The sequence below is a fragment of the Streptomyces sp. NPDC016562 genome (genome assembly GCF_043076955.1).
Taxonomy (GTDB): Bacteria; Actinomycetota; Actinomycetes; order Streptomycetales; family Streptomycetaceae; genus Streptomyces.
Genome location: NZ_JBIBRZ010000007.1, coordinates 350,300 through 366,079, shown reverse-complemented (window position 1 = coordinate 366,079; position 15,780 = coordinate 350,300). Strand labels below are relative to the sequence as shown.

Annotated in this window: 17 protein-coding genes; 8 read left to right on the top strand and 9 right to left on the bottom strand. The window is 71.3% G+C overall.

The window, feature by feature from the left end:
• The coding region (locus tag ACF059_RS27200) for a hypothetical protein (RefSeq protein ID WP_392061884.1) at positions 1–239 on the top strand (239 nt) is incomplete at its 5' end.
• 174 nt (positions 240–413) lie between these two features.
• Here ACF059_RS27200 and ACF059_RS27195 read toward each other — a convergent pair.
• The gene (locus ACF059_RS27195) at positions 414–1,055 is read right to left on the bottom strand and encodes a DNA-3-methyladenine glycosylase (RefSeq protein ID WP_392061882.1); all 642 of its coding nucleotides are present in this window, start codon (positions 1,053–1,055) and stop codon (positions 414–416) included.
• Positions 1,056–1,167: 112 nt separating this feature from the next.
• On the opposite strand from ACF059_RS27195, the gene ACF059_RS27190 reads away from it, so the two are divergent.
• The 3 genes from ACF059_RS27190 (at position 1,168) to ACF059_RS27180 (ending at position 3,186) form a co-directional block, all read left to right on the top strand.
• Positions 1,168–1,950, top strand: a complete 783-nt coding sequence (locus ACF059_RS27190) for a sporulation protein (protein WP_360899462.1) — start codon at positions 1,168–1,170, stop codon at positions 1,948–1,950.
• Positions 1,951–1,999: 49 nt separating this feature from the next.
• Entirely contained in the window at positions 2,000–2,533 is a 534-nt protein-coding gene (locus ACF059_RS27185; RefSeq protein WP_392061879.1) for a YbhB/YbcL family Raf kinase inhibitor-like protein, read from the top strand.
• A 149-nt stretch (positions 2,534–2,682) separates the two neighbouring features.
• On the top strand, positions 2,683–3,186 hold the full coding sequence (locus ACF059_RS27180) for an HNH endonuclease (protein ID WP_073915811.1): 504 nt from the start codon (positions 2,683–2,685) through the stop codon (positions 3,184–3,186).
• Between the two features lie 36 nt (positions 3,187–3,222).
• Here the strand turns inward: ACF059_RS27180 and ACF059_RS27175 are convergent, their stop codons facing one another.
• The 4 genes from ACF059_RS27175 to ACF059_RS27160 all read right to left on the bottom strand — a co-directional run bounded on the left by ACF059_RS27175 (position 3,223) and on the right by ACF059_RS27160 (position 6,449).
• Entirely contained in the window at positions 3,223–3,993 is a 771-nt protein-coding gene (locus ACF059_RS27175) for a sulfite exporter TauE/SafE family protein (protein WP_361947059.1), read from the bottom strand.
• Between the two features lie 88 nt (positions 3,994–4,081).
• Complete coding sequence (locus ACF059_RS27170; RefSeq protein WP_392061876.1) at positions 4,082–5,071, bottom strand: SPFH domain-containing protein; 990 nt, start codon at positions 5,069–5,071, stop codon at positions 4,082–4,084.
• Positions 5,072–5,155: 84 nt separating this feature from the next.
• On the bottom strand, positions 5,156–5,584 hold the full coding sequence (locus ACF059_RS27165; RefSeq protein WP_392061873.1) for an NfeD family protein: 429 nt from the start codon (positions 5,582–5,584) through the stop codon (positions 5,156–5,158).
• A gap of 64 nt (positions 5,585–5,648) precedes the next feature.
• Positions 5,649–6,449, bottom strand: a complete 801-nt coding sequence (locus ACF059_RS27160) for an ABC transporter ATP-binding protein (protein WP_360899478.1) — start codon at positions 6,447–6,449, stop codon at positions 5,649–5,651.
• A gap of 134 nt (positions 6,450–6,583) precedes the next feature.
• On the opposite strand from ACF059_RS27160, the gene ACF059_RS27155 reads away from it, so the two are divergent.
• Positions 6,584–7,369 carry a hypothetical protein gene (locus tag ACF059_RS27155; RefSeq protein WP_366869015.1) on the top strand — a complete coding sequence of 262 codons (786 nt, stop codon included), beginning with the start codon at positions 6,584–6,586 and terminating at the stop codon, positions 7,367–7,369.
• Positions 7,370–7,624: 255 nt separating this feature from the next.
• On the opposite strand, the gene ACF059_RS27150 is transcribed toward ACF059_RS27155, so the two are convergent.
• The 3 genes from ACF059_RS27150 to ACF059_RS27140 form a co-directional block, all read right to left on the bottom strand.
• Positions 7,625–7,870, bottom strand: coding sequence for a chaplin (locus tag ACF059_RS27150; RefSeq protein ID WP_392061949.1), 246 nt, complete (start codon positions 7,868–7,870; stop codon positions 7,625–7,627).
• Between the two features lie 138 nt (positions 7,871–8,008).
• Positions 8,009–8,668, bottom strand: coding sequence for a response regulator (locus tag ACF059_RS27145; RefSeq protein ID WP_392061869.1), 660 nt, complete (start codon positions 8,666–8,668; stop codon positions 8,009–8,011).
• Positions 8,661–9,821: a GAF domain-containing sensor histidine kinase gene (locus tag ACF059_RS27140; protein ID WP_392061866.1), complete on the bottom strand. Its 1,161-nt coding sequence runs from the start codon at positions 9,819–9,821 to the stop codon at positions 8,661–8,663. Before ACF059_RS27140 ends, ACF059_RS27145 begins: the two co-directional genes overlap by 8 nt.
• A 158-nt stretch (positions 9,822–9,979) precedes the next feature.
• Here ACF059_RS27140 and ACF059_RS27135 point away from each other — a divergent pair, with 158 nt between their 5' ends.
• From ACF059_RS27135 to ACF059_RS27125, 3 genes are all read left to right on the top strand, one after another.
• Positions 9,980–10,720: an SDR family NAD(P)-dependent oxidoreductase gene (locus ACF059_RS27135; protein ID WP_392061863.1), complete on the top strand. Its 741-nt coding sequence runs from the start codon at positions 9,980–9,982 to the stop codon at positions 10,718–10,720.
• A gap of 29 nt (positions 10,721–10,749) precedes the next feature.
• The gene (locus ACF059_RS27130) at positions 10,750–11,847 is read left to right on the top strand and encodes an S-adenosylmethionine:tRNA ribosyltransferase-isomerase (RefSeq protein WP_392061946.1); all 1,098 of its coding nucleotides are present in this window, start codon (positions 10,750–10,752) and stop codon (positions 11,845–11,847) included.
• Positions 11,848–12,155: 308 nt separating this feature from the next.
• Positions 12,156–12,809 carry a transglycosylase SLT domain-containing protein gene (locus tag ACF059_RS27125; RefSeq protein WP_366869010.1) on the top strand — a complete coding sequence of 218 codons (654 nt, stop codon included), beginning with the start codon at positions 12,156–12,158 and terminating at the stop codon, positions 12,807–12,809.
• A 125-nt stretch (positions 12,810–12,934) separates the two neighbouring features.
• Here ACF059_RS27125 and ACF059_RS27120 read toward each other — a convergent pair whose 3' ends face one another.
• Positions 12,935–15,463 carry an FHA domain-containing protein gene (locus ACF059_RS27120; protein ID WP_392061860.1) on the bottom strand — a complete coding sequence of 843 codons (2,529 nt, stop codon included), beginning with the start codon at positions 15,461–15,463 and terminating at the stop codon, positions 12,935–12,937.
• Positions 15,464–15,780: the final 317 nt, after the last annotated feature.

The window sequence follows — 15,780 nt, the reverse complement described above, 5'->3', positions numbered from 1 at the left end:
CACCGAAGTGGACGGGGTATCAACTTCTGGCGTTGATTTTTGGCACGCTGTTGAGTTCTCAAGGAACGGACGCTTCCTTTGTACTCACCCGCAGCAACTTCGGCTGGGGCTTTCCTCCGGGCTTTCGTTCTGTTCTTGCGTTTCCAACTCTACCAGATCATTTCCGCGCTGTTTCCAGACTTGGATTTGAATTCGGTGACCGTTGGGGGTCTTTGCCTTTCGGCGTTCCACCACATTAGCGCTTATCCCGTGTCGCTCATAATCGAGCCGTTTGGCCGGGAATCCGGACATGCCGAATAAGACCCCGCCAGGGGTGCGTCGTCTGTGTTGGGTTGGCCGCTCCGGGGGGGTCTGCTGTAGCAGGGCTCCCGTTCCAGCGGCTCGGACTACGTTAGGCGTCCCGCTTGGTCGAGTCAAGTTGCCCGCCGGCGCGGCGCGTGGGCGCGGTACGGGCTCACCGTCGGGTCGTCCGTGATCCAGAAGCGGTACGGGTGGGCGGCGCCGAGGCCGCTCACTCCCGTGCGCGGGCCGCTGCTCACCAGGTCCGGTGTGGTGGGGGTGCCCGCGAGCAGGGACAGGGGGGAATCGGGGCCCGCGCACAGGTCGGTGCCGTCGAGGGAGCGGTCCACGTCCAGGGCCGTGGCCAGGCGGGCCGGGCCCTTGGCCAGTTCCCTCGGGTTTCTGGCGGAAAGTCGACGTTTGGCGGCGAGGTCCGCGCCCACGGTGATCTCGCCGGCGCGGACCAGGACCCCGCTCGCGTGGCCCGGTGGGCCGCACACCAGATTCAGGCTGAACCACATGCCGTAGATGAAGTAGACGTACGCGTGTCCGGGCGGGCCGAACATCGATGCGTTACGGGCCGTGCGCCCGCGGTAGGCGTGTGAGCCCGGGTCGGACTCGCCCTCGTACGCCTCGACCTCCGTGATGCGCAGTTCGAGGGGGCCCTCCGCGGTGCGGCGGACCAGGGTGCGGCCGAGGAGGTCGGGGGCCACGGTGAGGACCGGGCGGTCGAAGAAGGACCGGGGCAGGGGCGTACGGTCGGTGCGCGCGCTCATCCGGTCGAGCGTAGTGGAACGCGTGGACCGGCGGCCGGGGCCTAAGGTTCCGCGTTTGACAGCGCTTTTTTGCAAGCGGTAGTCGCCAGATCGTTCAAGGGGAGTTTTGAGCATGGGCTTCAAGAAGCTGTTCGCGAGCCTGGGTGCCGGTGGCGCGTCGGTGGACACGGTCATCACCGAGCCGAACGTCGTACCGGGCGGGATCGTCCAGGGTGAGGTCCGGATCCAGGGCGGATCCGTCGAGCAGCAGATCGAGGGGCTGTCCGTCGGTCTGCAGGCACGCGTCGAGGTCGAGGGCGGTGACCAGGAGTACAAGCAGGACGTGGTCTTCACCAAGCAGCGCCTCGGCGGTGCCTTCCAGGTGCAGGCCGGTGCGCTGCACGTGGTGCCCTTCGGGCTGGAGATCCCCTGGGAGACGCCGATCACCCACTTCGGTGGCCAGCACCTGCACGGCATGAACATCGGGGTCAGCACCGAGCTGGAGATCGCACGGGCGGTGGACGCGGGCGACCTCGACGCGATCAACGTGCACCCGGTGCCGGCGCAGCAGGCGATCCTCGACGCCTTCCGCCAGCTCGGCTTCACCTTCCGCAGTGCGGACATGGAGCGCGGGCACATCCGTGGCACGCGCCAGACGCTGCCCTTCTACCAGGAGATCGAGTTCCTGCCGCCGTCGCAGTACCGGGGGCTGAACCAGGTCGAGCTGACCTTCGTCTCGGACGGCCGGGAGATGGACGTCGTCCTGGAGATGGACAAGAAGCCGGGGCTGTTCTCCGAGGGCAGTGACACCTACCGCTGCTTCCAGGTGGGGCTGCAGTCCTACCAGGGCACCGACTGGGTGGCGTACCTGAACCAGTGGATCGCCTCCGTCGGTTCGCAGCGCAACTGGTTCTAGCCGGTCCTAGGCTCGGACCGGTATTCGCCAGCGATCAGGAGGGTCAGACGTGACCGAGCAGAACAGGGCGCCTCTTCCGCACGACTTCCACCCCGAGGTGCCCTCCTTCAGCGTGACCAGTGAGGACCTCTCTCCGGGCGGCGATCTGGGTGACGCCCAGGTGCTCTCGGGTGGGAACCTCTCGCCGCAGCTGCGGTGGGAGGGGTTCCCGGAGGGGACGAAGAGCTTCGCCGTGACGTGCTTCGACCCGGACGCGCCGACGGGCAGCGGGTTCTGGCACTGGGTGCTTTTCGATCTTCCGGTCTCGGTAACCGAGCTGCCGGCCGGTGCGGGCAGCGGGAAGTTCGAGGGCCTGCCCGCCGGGGCGGTGCACGCCCGCAACGACTACGGGACCAAGGACTTCGGCGGGGCGGCTCCGCCGGCCGGGGAACGGCACCGGTACGTGTTCACCGTGTACGCGGTGGACCGGGAGAAGCTCGGACCGGACTCGGACGCGTCCCCGGCCGCCGTCGGTTTCCATCTGCGGTTCCACACGCTCGGGCGCGCTCAGCTCATCGGCGAGTACGCGTCGCCCGAGGGCTGATCGTTCTCCGAGCGTTTGCCCGGTCCTGGTCTAAAGAAGGCCGGGACCGGGCATTTTTATTGCGTTGTCCCGCGTGGCGCGCGCGGCCAGAGTGGTCGCGGGCCCTGCCGCCGGAGTGGTCGCGGGCCTGCACACGGGAGGTGGGCGAGATGCGGGACACGCTGGTGCTGAATGCGAGCTTCGAGCCGCTGTCGACGGTGACCTTGAACCGGGCGGTGGTCCTGGTGCTCCAGGACAAGGCCGTCGTCGAGCAGTCGCATCCCGAGCTGCGTGTGCGCGCGGCCACGATGGAGCTTCCGATGCCGCGGGTGATCCGGCTGTGCCGGTATGTGCGGGTGCCCTTCCGAAGACATGCTCCCTGGTCACGGAGGGGGGTGCTGGTCCGGGACCAGCACCGGTGCGCGTACTGCGGGAAGCGCGCGACGACCGTGGACCACGTGCTGCCCCGGGCGCAGGGGGGTGGGGACACGTGGCTGAACACGGTGGCCTCCTGCGCCGAGGACAACCACCGCAAGGCGGCGCGGACTCCTGAGGAGGCCGGGATGCCGCTCCTCAGGAAGCCCTTCGTGCCGTCTCCCGCGGACGCCATGCTGCTGGCTCTGGGGGTGGCGGGGCGGGAGGCCCTGCCGCAGTGGCTGGAGCGTTCCGCCTAGTCGGCCGCGGTGGGCGGCGTAGTTCTGCTACGCCGCTCAGCGGAGCAGTAGTTGGACGATGGCGAGGACGCCGACCGTCACGATGACCGCGCGCAGCGCCGTCGGCGGGAGCTTGCGGCCCACCTTGGCGCCGATCTGGCCGCCGATGGTGGAGCCGACGGCGATGAGCAGGACGGCCGTCCAGTCGAATTCGGCGACGAAGAGGAAGAGGACGGCCGCGACGCCGTTCACCAGGGCGGCGATGACGTTCTTGACGGCGTTGATCCGCTGGATGTCCTCGCGGAGCAGCAGGCCCATCAGGCCGAGGTAGAGCACGCCCTGGGCGGCGCCGAAGTAGCCTCCGTAGGCGCTGGAGAACAGCACGCCGCCGAGCAGGGTGGGGCCGCCGTCGGGGTGGCCGGTGTCCCCTCCGGCGGCTTCCTGGCGCCGGCGCAGGGCGGCGGCGAGGCGGGGCTGGAGGATGACCAGCACGAGGGCGAGCCCGATGAGGACGGGCACGATCGTGTCGAAGGAATCCGACGGCAGGGTGAGGAGCAGGACCGCGCCCGCGAGTCCGCCGACGACGGACACCGCGCCGAGCCGCAGGACGCGCGAGCGCTGGCCCTGGAGTTCCTTGCGGTAGCCGATGGCTCCGCTGATGGAACCGGGCACCAGGCCGAGGGTGTTGGACACGTTGGCGGTGACCGGCGGCAGGCCGGTGGCCAGCAGCACCGGGAAGGTGATGAGGGTGCCGGAGCCGACGATGGTGTTGATCGTGCCCGCGCCTATGCCTGCGACGAGGACCGCGAGTGATTCCCAGATGGACATGGACCGTGCCATCCCCTTTGCATGAGTGGGTCGCCTCCCCGCCATGAAGGTCGAGGGGCCGTACCGATCATGCAGGAGGGGGCGGCGGTTAGTCGATGGGGGGCTGCTCGCGGCGCTCGGCGGCGGCCTTGTCGGCGGCCGCGTTGCCGTGGTTCGCGGTGTCCTTGCCGGAGTTCTGCGGGTTGAAGCCCGAACCGCCGCCCATCGGGCCGAAGTTGCCCATGGCGCCGGAGAGTCCCTTGAGCGCGTCGCCGATCTCGCTGGGCACGATCCAGAGCTTGTTGGCGTCGCCCTCGGCGATCTTCGGGAGCATCTGGAGGTACTGGTAGGCGAGGAGCTTCTGGTCGGCGTCACCGGCGTGGATGGACTCGAACACCGTACGGATGGCCTGGGCTTCGCCCTCGGCGCGCAGGGCGGCGGCCTTGGCGTCACCTTCGGCGCGCAGAATGGAGGACTGCTTCTCACCCTCGGCGCGCAGGATCTCGGACTGCCGGACGCCCTCGGCCTGGAGGATGGCGGCGCGCTTGTCGCGGTCGGCGCGCATCTGCTTCTCCATCGAGTCCTGGATGGAGGTCGGCGGCTCGATGGCCTTGAGCTCGACGCGGTTGACGCGGATGCCCCACTTGCCGGTGGCCTCGTCGAGGACTCCGCGGAGCGCCGCGTTGATCTCCTCGCGGGAGGTCAGGGTCCGCTCCAGGTCCATGCCGCCGATGATGTTGCGCAGGGTGGTGACGGTGAGCTGCTCGATGGCCTGGATGTAGCTGGCCACTTCGTAGGTCGCCGCGCGCGCGTCGGTCACCTGGTAGTAGATGACGGTGTCGATGTTGACGACCAGGTTGTCCTGGGTGATGACGGGCTGCGGCGGGAAGGGAACGACCTGTTCGCGCAGGTCGATCCGGTTGCGGATCGAGTCGATGAACGGGACGACGATGTTGAGGCCCGCGTTGAGGGTGCGGGTGTAGCGGCCGAACCGCTCGACGATGGCGGCGCTGGCCTGCGGGATCACCTGGATCGTCTTGACCAGTGCGATGAAGACCAGAACCACCAGAATGATCAGGACGATGATGATCGGTTGCATGCGGTTCCCCGTGCCCTTCCGGCTGTCTGTGCTGCCCCGTTGAAGGGAGTCTCGCAGACCCGGGGGCCGCGAGCAGGCTGCTTGTCACATGACGACGGCGGTCGCCCCGTCGATCTCCACGACGTCGACGGACTGTCCGGGTTCGAAGCTGGTGTCCGCGTCGAGGGTGCGCGCGGACCAGACCTCGCCGGCGAGCTTGATGCGGCCGCCGCGGCCGTCGACGCGTTCGAGGACGACGGCGCTTCTGCCCTTCAACGCGTCGACGCCGCTGCGGTGTTGGGGGCGTTGGTCGCGGTGCCGGTTGGCGATCGGCCGTACGACGGCGATCAGCGCGACCGACACCACCACGAAGACCAGGACTTGGGCCACCACTCCCCCGCCGACGGCCGCCGTGACCGCGGCGGCCACCGCACCCACGGCGAACATGCCGAACTCCGGCATGGCGGTGAGGACCAGGGGGATGCCCAGTCCGACCGCGCCGATGAGCCACCACACCCATGCGTCGATGTCCACATGGTCATGGTAGGTCGGGTGGCGCGGTCGGGACAGGGTGCGGGGCGGCCGTACCCGGAGCTCCCTAACCGAGCGGGAGGCCCTGGGCGCTCCAGCGGTCGTTCCCGTTGCGCTCGACGACCAGCGGGAGGCCGAAGCAGAGCGAGAGGTTGCGGGAGGTCAGTTCGAGGTCGATCGGGCCGGCGGTGACGACCTTGCCCTGACGGATCATCAGGACGTGGGTGAAGCCGGGGGCGATCTCCTCGACGTGGTGCGTGACCATGACCATGGAGGGGGCCAGCGGGTCGCGGGCCAGGCGGCCGAGGCGGCGTACGAGGTCCTCGCGGCCTCCGAGGTCCAGACCGGCGGCCGGCTCGTCGAGGAGCAGGAGCTCGGGGTCGGTCATGAGGGCGCGGGCGATCAGCGTGCGCTTGCGCTCGCCCTCGGAGAGCGTGCCGAACTTCCGGTCGAGGTACTCGGTCATGCCGAGGCGGTCGAGGAAGGCGCGGGCGCGCTGCTCGTCGATCTCCTCGTACTCCTCCTGCCAGGTCGCCGTCATGCCGTAGGCGGCGGTGAGGACGGTCTGCAGGACGGTCTGCCGCTTGGGTAGCTTGTCGGCCATCGCGATGCCGGCGACGCCGATGCGGGGGCGCAGCTCGAACACGTCGGTGCCGGGCTTGCCGAGGGTGCCGCCGAGGATGGTGGCGCTGCCCTTGGTGGGGAAGAGGTAGCTGGAGGCGAGGTTCAGCAGTGTGGTCTTGCCGGCGCCGTTGGGGCCGAGGATCACCCAGCGCTCCCCCTCCTTCACCGACCAGGAGACCTGGTCCACCAGAGCCCGGCCCTCGCGGACCACGGATACGTCCACCAGCTCCAGAACATCGCTCATGAGCGTGTTGTCACCCCTTGCAGTCACGGTTCTCTGTGCGCCGGTAGACCCAGCCCCAGGGAGAAAACCTACGCCACTCGGCAAGGGGTCCGGGGCCGGGGCCCGGTGCGGGGGCCGATCCGTAAAGTAGGGGGATGCTTTTCGAACCACGTTCAGGGCGCCTGGCCGCCTGGGGGAACGCGCTGCTGGCCGGTCTGGTCTCGCCCGACGAGGCCGTGTCGTCGATCGTGGGCGAGGACGCCCTGCACCGGGTGGAGGGGCTGCCGGGTGAGGCGGGGCCGGTGGGGCTCACGCTGGCGCTGGGGCGGCTGCGGGCGCTGGGGGTGTCCGGGCTGCGGGTGGCTCTGCCGGCGCCGGGGCATCCGCTGGGGCTGAGCGGTCCGGCGGAGTTCAACGCGCGGGCGCTGGAGGCCGAGGAGGCCGTGGTGTGCGCGGGGGCCGCGCTGGGGCTCGTACCGGAGGTGACCGAGGTGGGGCCCGAGGGGGACGTGCACGTGTCGGTGACCTGGCACTGCCTGCCGGTACGGGAGGCCCCGCCGGCGGACGTGCCGTCGCTGGGCGAGGCGGAGCGGGAGCTGGCGGAGGCGCTGCGCGAGGCGACGGTCGCGCTGACGCGGCTGGACGTGGCCGGGTCGGGGCCGGTGGCGGAGGCGGCGCTGTCGGCGTACCGGGCGCGGGCGACGGCGGGGCGGGATGTCTTGGCTCCGGGGTATCCGGCGCGGGCGGTGCGGGTGCTGGCGCTGGCGCAGCGGGTGGACCTGATGGTGTCGCTGGCGTACGAGAACGGGCACGGGGGTGCGGTGTCCTCGTCCGAGATGGCGGCGCGGGCGGAGGCGTTGCGGCCGGTGGAGCGGGTGGCTCGGCGGGCGCTCGTCGCGGCGTACAACTCGGCCGTTGAGGCGGGCGGGGTCGGGCGTTAGCCTCCCGGCTGCGCCGGGGCGGGGCTGCGCCGGGCGGGGCTTCGGCTGCGCCGGGGCTCCTGGGGCTCCGCCCCAGACCCCGCGCCTCAAACGCCGGCGGGGCTGGAAGAGGTCGGCGCGGCTCGAAGAGGCCGGCGGAACTGGAAGAGGGGGAGACGAGGGTGGCCCCGCTTCCCGGGGAGAGGTGGGGAAGCGGGGCCGGGGTGCTGCCGGGCGGTCGCGGCGCGGGGCCGGGGCGCGGCAGGGTGAGGGCTGCTAGGCGTTGAGGCCCGTGTTGCCGAAGGCGGGGTTGAGCAGGCCGATCACGTTGACCGTGTTGCCCACCACGTTGACGGGGATGTGGACGGGGACCTGGAGCTGGTTCCCGGAGGCCACGCCGGGCGAGTTCAGGGCCTCGCCCTCCGCCGACGCACCGCCGTGCGCCGAGGAGACACCCGCGCCGGCGGCGAGGAGGCCGCCCGCGATCATGGTGACGGCTGCGGCCTTCTTGAAGTTCTTCACGTTCTCGTCCTCCAGTACGTCTGCCGCGACCAGCCGCCGCGGCACGCCATGGAGAACGCCCGCCCCGCGCTCGGGATACGCCATGTGGGCTACATACACCCGACCGTATGAATCTCAGACCGGACGGACTCGGTCCGATTACTCCGCCAATCCGTGCCTGACCGCCCACAATGCGGCCTGAGTCCGATCGGAGAGGTCCAGTTTCATCAGGATGTTCGACACGTGCGTCTTGACCGTCTTCTCGGACAGGACCAGGGCCCGGGCGATCTCGCGGTTGGAGCGGCCGTCCGCGATCAGGCCGAGGACCTCGCGTTCGCGGTCGGTCAGCGAGCCCGGCCGGCCCGCGGAGGGGCTCTGGTCGTCCTGGGACAGCAGGGCCTGCGCCACCTCCGGCTGGAGGAGGACGTGGCCGGCGTGGACGGACCGGATGGCTCCGGCCAGGGCCTCGGGGTCGATGTCCTTGTAGACGTATCCCGCCGCTCCCGCCCGCAGGGCCGGGACCACGGTCCGCTGCTCCGTGAAGCTGGTGACGATCAGCACCCGCGCCGGGTTCGCCAGCTCGCGCAGCCTGCGCAGGGCTTCGATGCCGTCGGTGCCCGGCATCTTGACGTCCATGAGGATCACGTCGGGGCGCAGTTCCTCGGCGCGGGCGATGCCCTCCTCGCCGTCGGAGGCCTCGCCGACCACCTCGATGTCCTCCTGGACCTCCAGGAAGGTGCGCAGGCCGCGCCGGACCACCTGGTGGTCGTCGACCAGCAGGACGCCGATCCTGCCGCCGCGTACGGTGCCGTCAGCCACCGGGGACCTCCATCTCGATCGTGGTGCCCCGACCGGGCTCCGAGTGCACGGTGAGCCGGCCGCCGACCCCGCCCGCGCGGTCGCGCATGGAGACCAGGCCGAGGTGGCGGCCCGCCCGGCGGACCGCCTTGGGGTCGAAGCCCTTGCCGGAGTCGACGACCGTGAGGACGGCTCCCCCGGCGGGCGTCCGGGCCAAGGCGACCTCCACCCGGTCGGCGCCCGAGTGGCGCAGGGCGTTGTGGAGGGCCTCCTGGGCCACGCGCAGGACCGCCTCCTCCTGGGACGCGGGCAGGGCCCGTACGCCGTCACAGGTGAAGGTGACGTGCGCGGCGTGGGCGCGGTCCAGTACGTGGACGTGCGTCCGCAGGGTCGCGACCAGGCCGTCGTCGTCCAGGGCGGCCGGGCGGAGCTCGGTCACGGCCGCGCGCAGTTCGTCGGCGGCTTCCGCGGCCAGGGCGGCCACCTGCTGGAGCTCGTCCTTGGCCCGGGCGGGGTCGCGGTCGACGAGGGCGGCGGCGGCCTGGGCGGTGAGGCGCAGCGAGAAGAGCTTCTGGCTGACGGCGTCGTGCAGCTCGTGGGCCAGGCGCGAGCGCTCCTCGGCGATGGTGAGCTCGCGGCTGCGCTCGTAGAGCCGGGCGTTGGTGAGGGCGATCGCCGCGTGCTGGGCGAGGAGGGAGAGGAGTTCCTGGTCCTCGTCGGTGAAGCCGGGCCCGCCGCCGGGGCCCCGGTGCTTGTTCGCGAGGAAGAGGGCGCCGAGGGTCTCCTCGCCGTCCCGGATCGGCATGCCGAGGAAGTCGGACATCTCGGGGTGGGCGGCCGGCCAGCCCTCGAAGCGCGGATCCTCGCGCACGTCGGCCAGCCGCTCGGGGCCGCCGTGGTGGAGCATCGCGGCGAGGATGCCGTGCTGGCGGGGCAGCGGTCCGATGCTGCGCCACTGCTCGGCGCTGATGCCGTCCACGACGAACTGGGCGAAGCCGCCGTGGTCGTCCGGGACGCCCAGGGCCGCGTACTCGGCGTCCAGGAGCTCGCGGGCCGACACGACGATCGTGCGCAGGACGTCGCGGACCTCCAGGCGGCGGCTCATGGCGAGCAGCGCGGTGCTCACGGCGGCCAGGCCGGTGCGTTCCGGTCCCTTGTGCACGGGGTCACGCATGGGGTCACCGTACCCGGGGCGCTGACCAGCGGGATCGGCCTGTGGGCGTAGGTCCATCGGACCCGTACGGGTGGGGCTCGCGGCCGAGGCGGCGGCGGGCGGCGCCTTCCTAGGTTGGGGGCGTCGGGTGATCGGAGACGGAAGGCAGGGGTGCGGTCATGTCGGTGGCGATGGTGACGGGGGCTTCGCGGGGGCTGGGCCGGGCGCTGGCCGGGGAGCTGGCGGCGGACGGCTGGGACCTGGTGCTCGGTGCGCGGGGTGCGGCGGCGCTGGAGGAGGCCGCGGCCGAGCTGGAGGGGCGGGGCGTACGGGTCGTGGCGGTGGCCGGGGACGTGTCCTCGGCGGCGCACCGGGCGGCGCTGGTGGCGGCGGCGCGGGGGCTGGGCGGGCTGGACCTGCTGGTGAACAACGCGGGGGTGCTGGGGGCGGAGCCCCTGGTGCCGCTGGCGGTGCATCCGCTGGACGGGCTCCGGGAGGCCTTCGAGGTCAATGTGGTGGGGCCGCTGGGGCTGGTGCAGGAGGGGCTGGAGCTGCTGCGGGCCTCGGCGGCGGGGGCGGTGCTGAACATCAGCTCGGACGCCGCGGTGGTTCCGTACGCCACGTGGGGTGCGTACGGGGCCACCAAGGCGGCCGGGGACCTGATGTGGGGCGTCCTGGCGGTGGAGGAGCCGGGGTTGCGGGTGTGGTGGGCGGACCCCGGTTCGATGCGGACGCGGATGATGGCGGCGGCCGAGCCCGGCGAGGACCTGTCGGGGCTGGCGACGCCGCGGGAGGTGGCGCCCGTACTGCTGCGGCTGGTGCGGGAGGCGCGGGCGAGCGGGCGGTACACGGCGGAGGCGCTGGCGGCGGAGGCGGGGCTCGGCGCGGGGACGGGGCTCGGCGCGGGGGCCGGGCGGTGAGCGGGCGGCAGGCCCTTCGGGAAGAGGGGCTGCATATACGGGGAGATGTACGGGGAGAGGGGCTGCACCTGGCGGACGTCCCGCCGGAGCTGGTGGCGCGGGTGCCCGCCGAGCAGCGCGGGCCGGGCCGGGGGCGGGACTCCGTGCGGCTCCTGGTGTCGCGGGGCGGCGCGGAGGTGTCCCTGCACGCCTTCCGCGAGCTGCCGGACCTGCTGCGGGCCGGGGACGTGCTGGTCGTGAACACCTCGGCCACGCTGGCGGCCGCGGTGGACGCGCGGCTGGGCGGCGCGCCGGTGGTGGTCCACTTCTCCACCCGGGGCGACGGGGGCCGCTGGGCGGTGGAACTGCGGGATCCGGCCGGTGGCGGGACGACCCGGCCGCGGCCCGGGGGTCCGGCGGGGGCGGCGGTGGAGCTGCCGGACGGACACCGCCTCGTCCTGGAGGAGCGCCTGGACCCGGGAGCGGACCGGCTGTGGTGGGCGCGGCCCGACCCCGCCCCCGGAGCCGTCCCGGCGCTGCTGCGGGTGTACGGGCGGCCCATCCGGTACGCGTACACGGAGCGGGACCAGCCGCTGTCGGCTTACCAGACGGTGTTCGCGGTGCCGACGGCCGACGGATCGGGTTCGGCGGAGATGCCGAGCGCCGGGCGGCCCTTCACCGCGGAGCTGGTGGCGGCTCTGGTGAGCCGGGGGGTGCAGTTCGCGCCGCTGACCCTGCACACGGGGGTGTCCTCGCAGGAGGCGCACGAGCCGCCGTACCCGGAGCGGTACGAGGTGCCCGGGACGACGGCGGGGCTGGTGAACGCCGCGCGGGCCGCCCGAGGCAGGGTGATCGCCGTGGGGACGACGGCGGTGCGGGCCCTGGAGTCGGCGGCCGGGCCGGACGGGCTGGTCCGTGCGGCCGGGGGCTGGACCGGTCTGGTGGTGACGCCGCAGCGGGGGGTGCGGGTGGTGGACGGGCTGCTGACCGGGCTGCACGAGCCCGCGGCGTCCCATCTGCTGATGCTGGAGGCGGTCGCGGGGCGTGCCGCCGTGCGGCGGGGGTACGCGGAGGCGAGGGCCCGGCAGTGCCTGTGGCACGAGTTCGGGGACGTCCACCTGCTCTTCAGAGACGAGACCGGTCACTGACTGCATTGCTACAGCAACTCATGGTGAGACTGTTACGTGGCCGATGTGAGCCCGGGCATAGGACGCACATCACTTACGAAGCTGCCTAGTGGACGAGTAAAGGCCCTGTCAGCACGGGCCTGCGTAGCGCCGGGGCCGAACATCGGGCCCCGGCGCCCGCGCCTGATCCACTAAGCAGGATCGTACGTCACACCTTTGCCACAAGTTTTTGCCACCGCTAAGAATTGCTCTCGCCGCACAGCGCCGCGGATCCCAGATCCTCGCGGCGCTTTCCTGCGGCCCCCGCTATTCGAAGAGGTTGCCCCGCCATGTCTGCTTCCAGCACTCCCGGTCACAGTCGTCTGACGAAGGCACACAAGCTGTCCATTGCCGGCGTCGCCACGTTCAGCGCCGCCGCGCTCGCCTTCTCCCTCGTCCCGGCCGATGCCGCTGAGCCCCAGACGGTCGCCGCCCCCGTCGCCTGGGCCCGCGTCGTCGACGGCACGCAGGCCAAGACGGTGGCGCAGCACCTCTCCGTGCAGCAGGTCGTCGCGGACAAGAAGGCGAAGGACGCGGCGAAGGCCAAGGCCGAGGCCGCCGCGAAGAAGGACCGCGAGCAGAAGGCGGCCGCGAGCCGTTCCGCCGCCCGCACCCCGGTCTTCGCGAACAACCTCGACGGCTGGATCAAGGAAGCCCTCTTCATCATGAAGAAGGAAGGCATCCCGGGCACCTACGCCGGTATTCACCGCAACATCATGCGTGAGTCCAGCGGTAACCCGATGGCCATCAACAACTGGGACATCAACGCCCAGAACGGCATCCCCAGCAAGGGTCTGCTCCAGGTCATCCTTCCGACCTTCAAGGCGTACCACGTCAAGGGCACCAAGTTCGACCAGTACGACCCGGTCGCGAACATCGTCGCCGCCTGCAACTACGCGGCCGACCGCTACGGCTCCATGGACAACGTCAACAGCGCCTACTAGGCCACGCTGCCCACGGGGTCGCGCCGCGGACCACCCCGGCACCCAAGCCCCCCATGCGCCTCAGGGCGGCCCCCGGAGTTCCGGGTGCCGCCCTGAGGCGTTTCGCGCGGGTGCTGCCGGCCGGGTTACTTGCCGGCCCGCATGACCTCCGGCTCGTGGCGGCGCAGCAGGCGCTGGACCGCGAAACCGCAGGCGATGCCGATGAGCAGCAGGATGGTGATGTTCAGGCTCCACTGGCCGACCGTCGCGTCCCACAGCGGGTCCGTGTTGGTCGGGTTGTCGGCGTCCCACGGCGGCATGAGCTGGCCGAGGTTCAGCGTGGTGCCGGCGGCGGCGATGGCCCAGCGGGACGGCATCAGCCAGGCGAACTGCTCCAGGCCCGGCGAGTCGTAGACCTGGAAGAGGATACCGGTGAACACGACCTGGACGATCGCGAACATGACCAGCAGCGGCATGGTCTTCTCGGCGGTCTTCACCAGCGAGGAGATCACCAGGCCGAACATCATCGAGGTGAAGCCGAGCGCGATGACCGACAGGCAGATCTCGACGGCCGGCGGCATGATCAGGCCCTCGGTGGGCAGGTCGCGCGGGAAGAAGCCGATCGCGCAGATGATCACGCCCTGGATGGCCGTGATGATGCCGAGGACGATCACCTTCGACATGAGGTACGCGGACCGGTAGAGGCCGGTCGCCCGCTCACGCTCGTAGATCACGCGTTCCTTGATCAGCTCGCGGACCGAGTTGGCGGCGCCCGAGAAGCACATGCCGACCGCGAGGATCAGCATGATCGTGCCGGCGTCCCCGTTGAAGCGGGACGGCGCGACCGGCGGCGCGAGGCCGAACTTCGCGGGGATCACCGTGGAGACCACGCCCAGGACCGCGGGCAGCAGCACCATCAGGGCCAGGAAGCCCTTGTCCGAGGCGATCACCGAGACGTAGCGGCGGATCAGCGTCCACAGCTGCGATCCCCAGCCCTGCGGCTTGGTCGGGCGCATCTGCTGGACCGGCGGCATGGCGACCGACTGGGGCGCGACCGCGTCGATGTCGGCGGCGTACAGCTGGTAGTGCTGGGAGCCCTTCCAGCGGCCGGCCCAGTCGTAGTCGCGGTAGTTCTCGAAGGCCGAGAACACGTCCGCCCACGTGGTGTAGCCGAAGAAGTTCAGCGCCTCGTCCGGCGGGCCGAAGTACGCGACCGAACCGCCCGGGGCCATGACCAGCAGCTTGTCGCAGATGGCCAGCTCGGCCACCGAGTGGGTCACGACGAGGACCGTGCGGCCGTCGTCGGCCAGGCCGCGCAGCAGCTGCATGACGTCGCGGTCCATGCCCGGGTCGAGGCCGGAGGTCGGCTCGTCCAGGAAGATCAGCGACGGCTTGGTGAGCAGCTCCAGGGCCACGGACACGCGCTTGCGCTGACCACCCGAGAGCGCGGTGATCTTCTTGTCCTTGTGGATGTCGAGCTTGAGCTCGCGCAGCACCTCGTCGATGCGTGCGGCGCGCTCGGACTCGGCGGTGTCGCCGGGGAAGCGGAGCTTGGCCGCGTACTTCAGCGCCGTCCGTACGGTCAGCTCCTTGTGCAGGATGTCGTCCTGCGGGACCAGGCCGATGCGCTGGCGGAGCTCCGCGAACTGCTTGTACAGGTTGCGGTTGTCGTACAGGACGTCGCCCTGGTCGGCGGGCCGGTAGCCGGTCAGCGCCTTGAGCAGCGTCGACTTGCCGGAGCCGGAGGGGCCGATGACGCCGATCAGCGACTTCTCCGGGACGCCGAAGGTGACGTCCTTGAGGATCTGCTTGCCGCCCTCGACCGTGACCGTGAGGTGGCGGGCCGAGAAGGAGACCTCGCCGGTGTCGACGAACTCCTCGAGGCGGTCGCCGACGATCCGGAAGGTCGAGTGGCCGACGCCGACGATGTCGTTCGGGCCGAGCAGCACGGTGCCGGACTTGGGCAGCGGCTGACCGTTGACGTAGGTGCCGTTGTGGCTGCCGAGGTCGTGGATCTCGAAGCGGCCGCCCGGCATCGAGCGGAACTCGGCGTGGTGGCGGGAGACCTGGAGGTCGGAGACCACCAGCTCGTTCTCCAGCGCACGGCCGATCCGCATGACGTGGCCCAGCGAGAGCTGGTGGAACGTCGTCGGGCTGCGGTCGCCGTAGGCGGGTGCCCCGCCCTGCGCGGGACGGGGTGCGGCGGCGGCCTGCTGGTGCGGGAGGTGCACCTGCGGCTGCTGCGCGTGCTGCTGCGGCTGTGCGTGCTGCTGCTGTTCCCAGGCCTGCTGCTGCGGGGCCTGGTAGGCCGGGGCCTGCGGCTGGGCGTACGCCTGGGCCGCGGCCGGCTGCTGCGCGTGCTGCGGCTGCGGCGCCGCCGCGGCGGCCGCGCTCAGATTCAGCCGCGGTCCGTCGGTGGCGTTGCCCAGGTGCACCGGCGTGCCGGGCACGAGTGCGGTCTGCTGGACCCGGGCCCCGTGCACGTAGGTGCCGTTGGTGCTGCCGTGGTCCTCGATCCCCCAACCCTGGCCGTTCCAGGCGATGGTGGCGTGCCTCCACGACACCCGCGCATCGTCGATCACCACGTCTCCCTGGGGATCACGCCCCAGCGAGTACGACCTGGACGGATCGAGCGTCCAGGTCCTTCCATTCAATTCCAGTACGAGTTCCGGCACTCCAGCCCCACTTAAGTCCCCCGAGAATCCCCCATGACGTCAGGGAGTCTAGGGATGGCGAACATCCGGGGGAACTATTTCAGGCCCACAGCCGTATGTGGAATCCGGGCCTTGCCGGGGCGGCCGGGCCTGTCCGTTGACGGGGTCGAAAGTCACCCGGAGAGTCAGATACGGGACTTCTCGCCGCGGTGGTCCTGGCGGCGGGGGCGGACCTGCCCCGGGCCGCGCCCGGCGCGGCGGGCGGCGGCCGGCCGGCGGCACACCGCGTTCACGAAATGGGACGGGGGTCCTGTCAGGGGACCCGGGAAGATACGGTG

Excerpts from the sequence above, each read along its gene's own strand:
- ACF059_RS27195 (WP_392061882.1), bottom strand. The coding sequence starts at position 1,055 with ATGAGCGCGCGCACCGACCGTACGCCCCTGCCCCGGTCCTTCTTCGAC.
- ACF059_RS27190 (WP_360899462.1), top strand. The coding sequence starts at position 1,168 with ATGGGCTTCAAGAAGCTGTTCGCGAGCCTGGGTGCCGGTGGCGCGTCG.
- ACF059_RS27180 (WP_073915811.1), top strand. The coding sequence starts at position 2,683 with ATGCGGGACACGCTGGTGCTGAATGCGAGCTTCGAGCCGCTGTCGACG.
- ACF059_RS27175 (WP_361947059.1), bottom strand. The coding sequence starts at position 3,993 with ATGTCCATCTGGGAATCACTCGCGGTCCTCGTCGCAGGCATAGGCGCG.
- ACF059_RS27170 (WP_392061876.1), bottom strand. The coding sequence starts at position 5,071 with ATGCAACCGATCATCATCGTCCTGATCATTCTGGTGGTTCTGGTCTTC.
- ACF059_RS27160 (WP_360899478.1), bottom strand. The coding sequence starts at position 6,449 with ATGAGCGATGTTCTGGAGCTGGTGGACGTATCCGTGGTCCGCGAGGGC.
- ACF059_RS27155 (WP_366869015.1), top strand. The coding sequence starts at position 6,584 with ATGCTTTTCGAACCACGTTCAGGGCGCCTGGCCGCCTGGGGGAACGCG.
- ACF059_RS27140 (WP_392061866.1), bottom strand. The coding sequence starts at position 9,821 with ATGCGTGACCCCGTGCACAAGGGACCGGAACGCACCGGCCTGGCCGCC.
- ACF059_RS27135 (WP_392061863.1), top strand. The coding sequence starts at position 9,980 with ATGTCGGTGGCGATGGTGACGGGGGCTTCGCGGGGGCTGGGCCGGGCG.
- ACF059_RS27125 (WP_366869010.1), top strand. The coding sequence starts at position 12,156 with ATGTCTGCTTCCAGCACTCCCGGTCACAGTCGTCTGACGAAGGCACAC.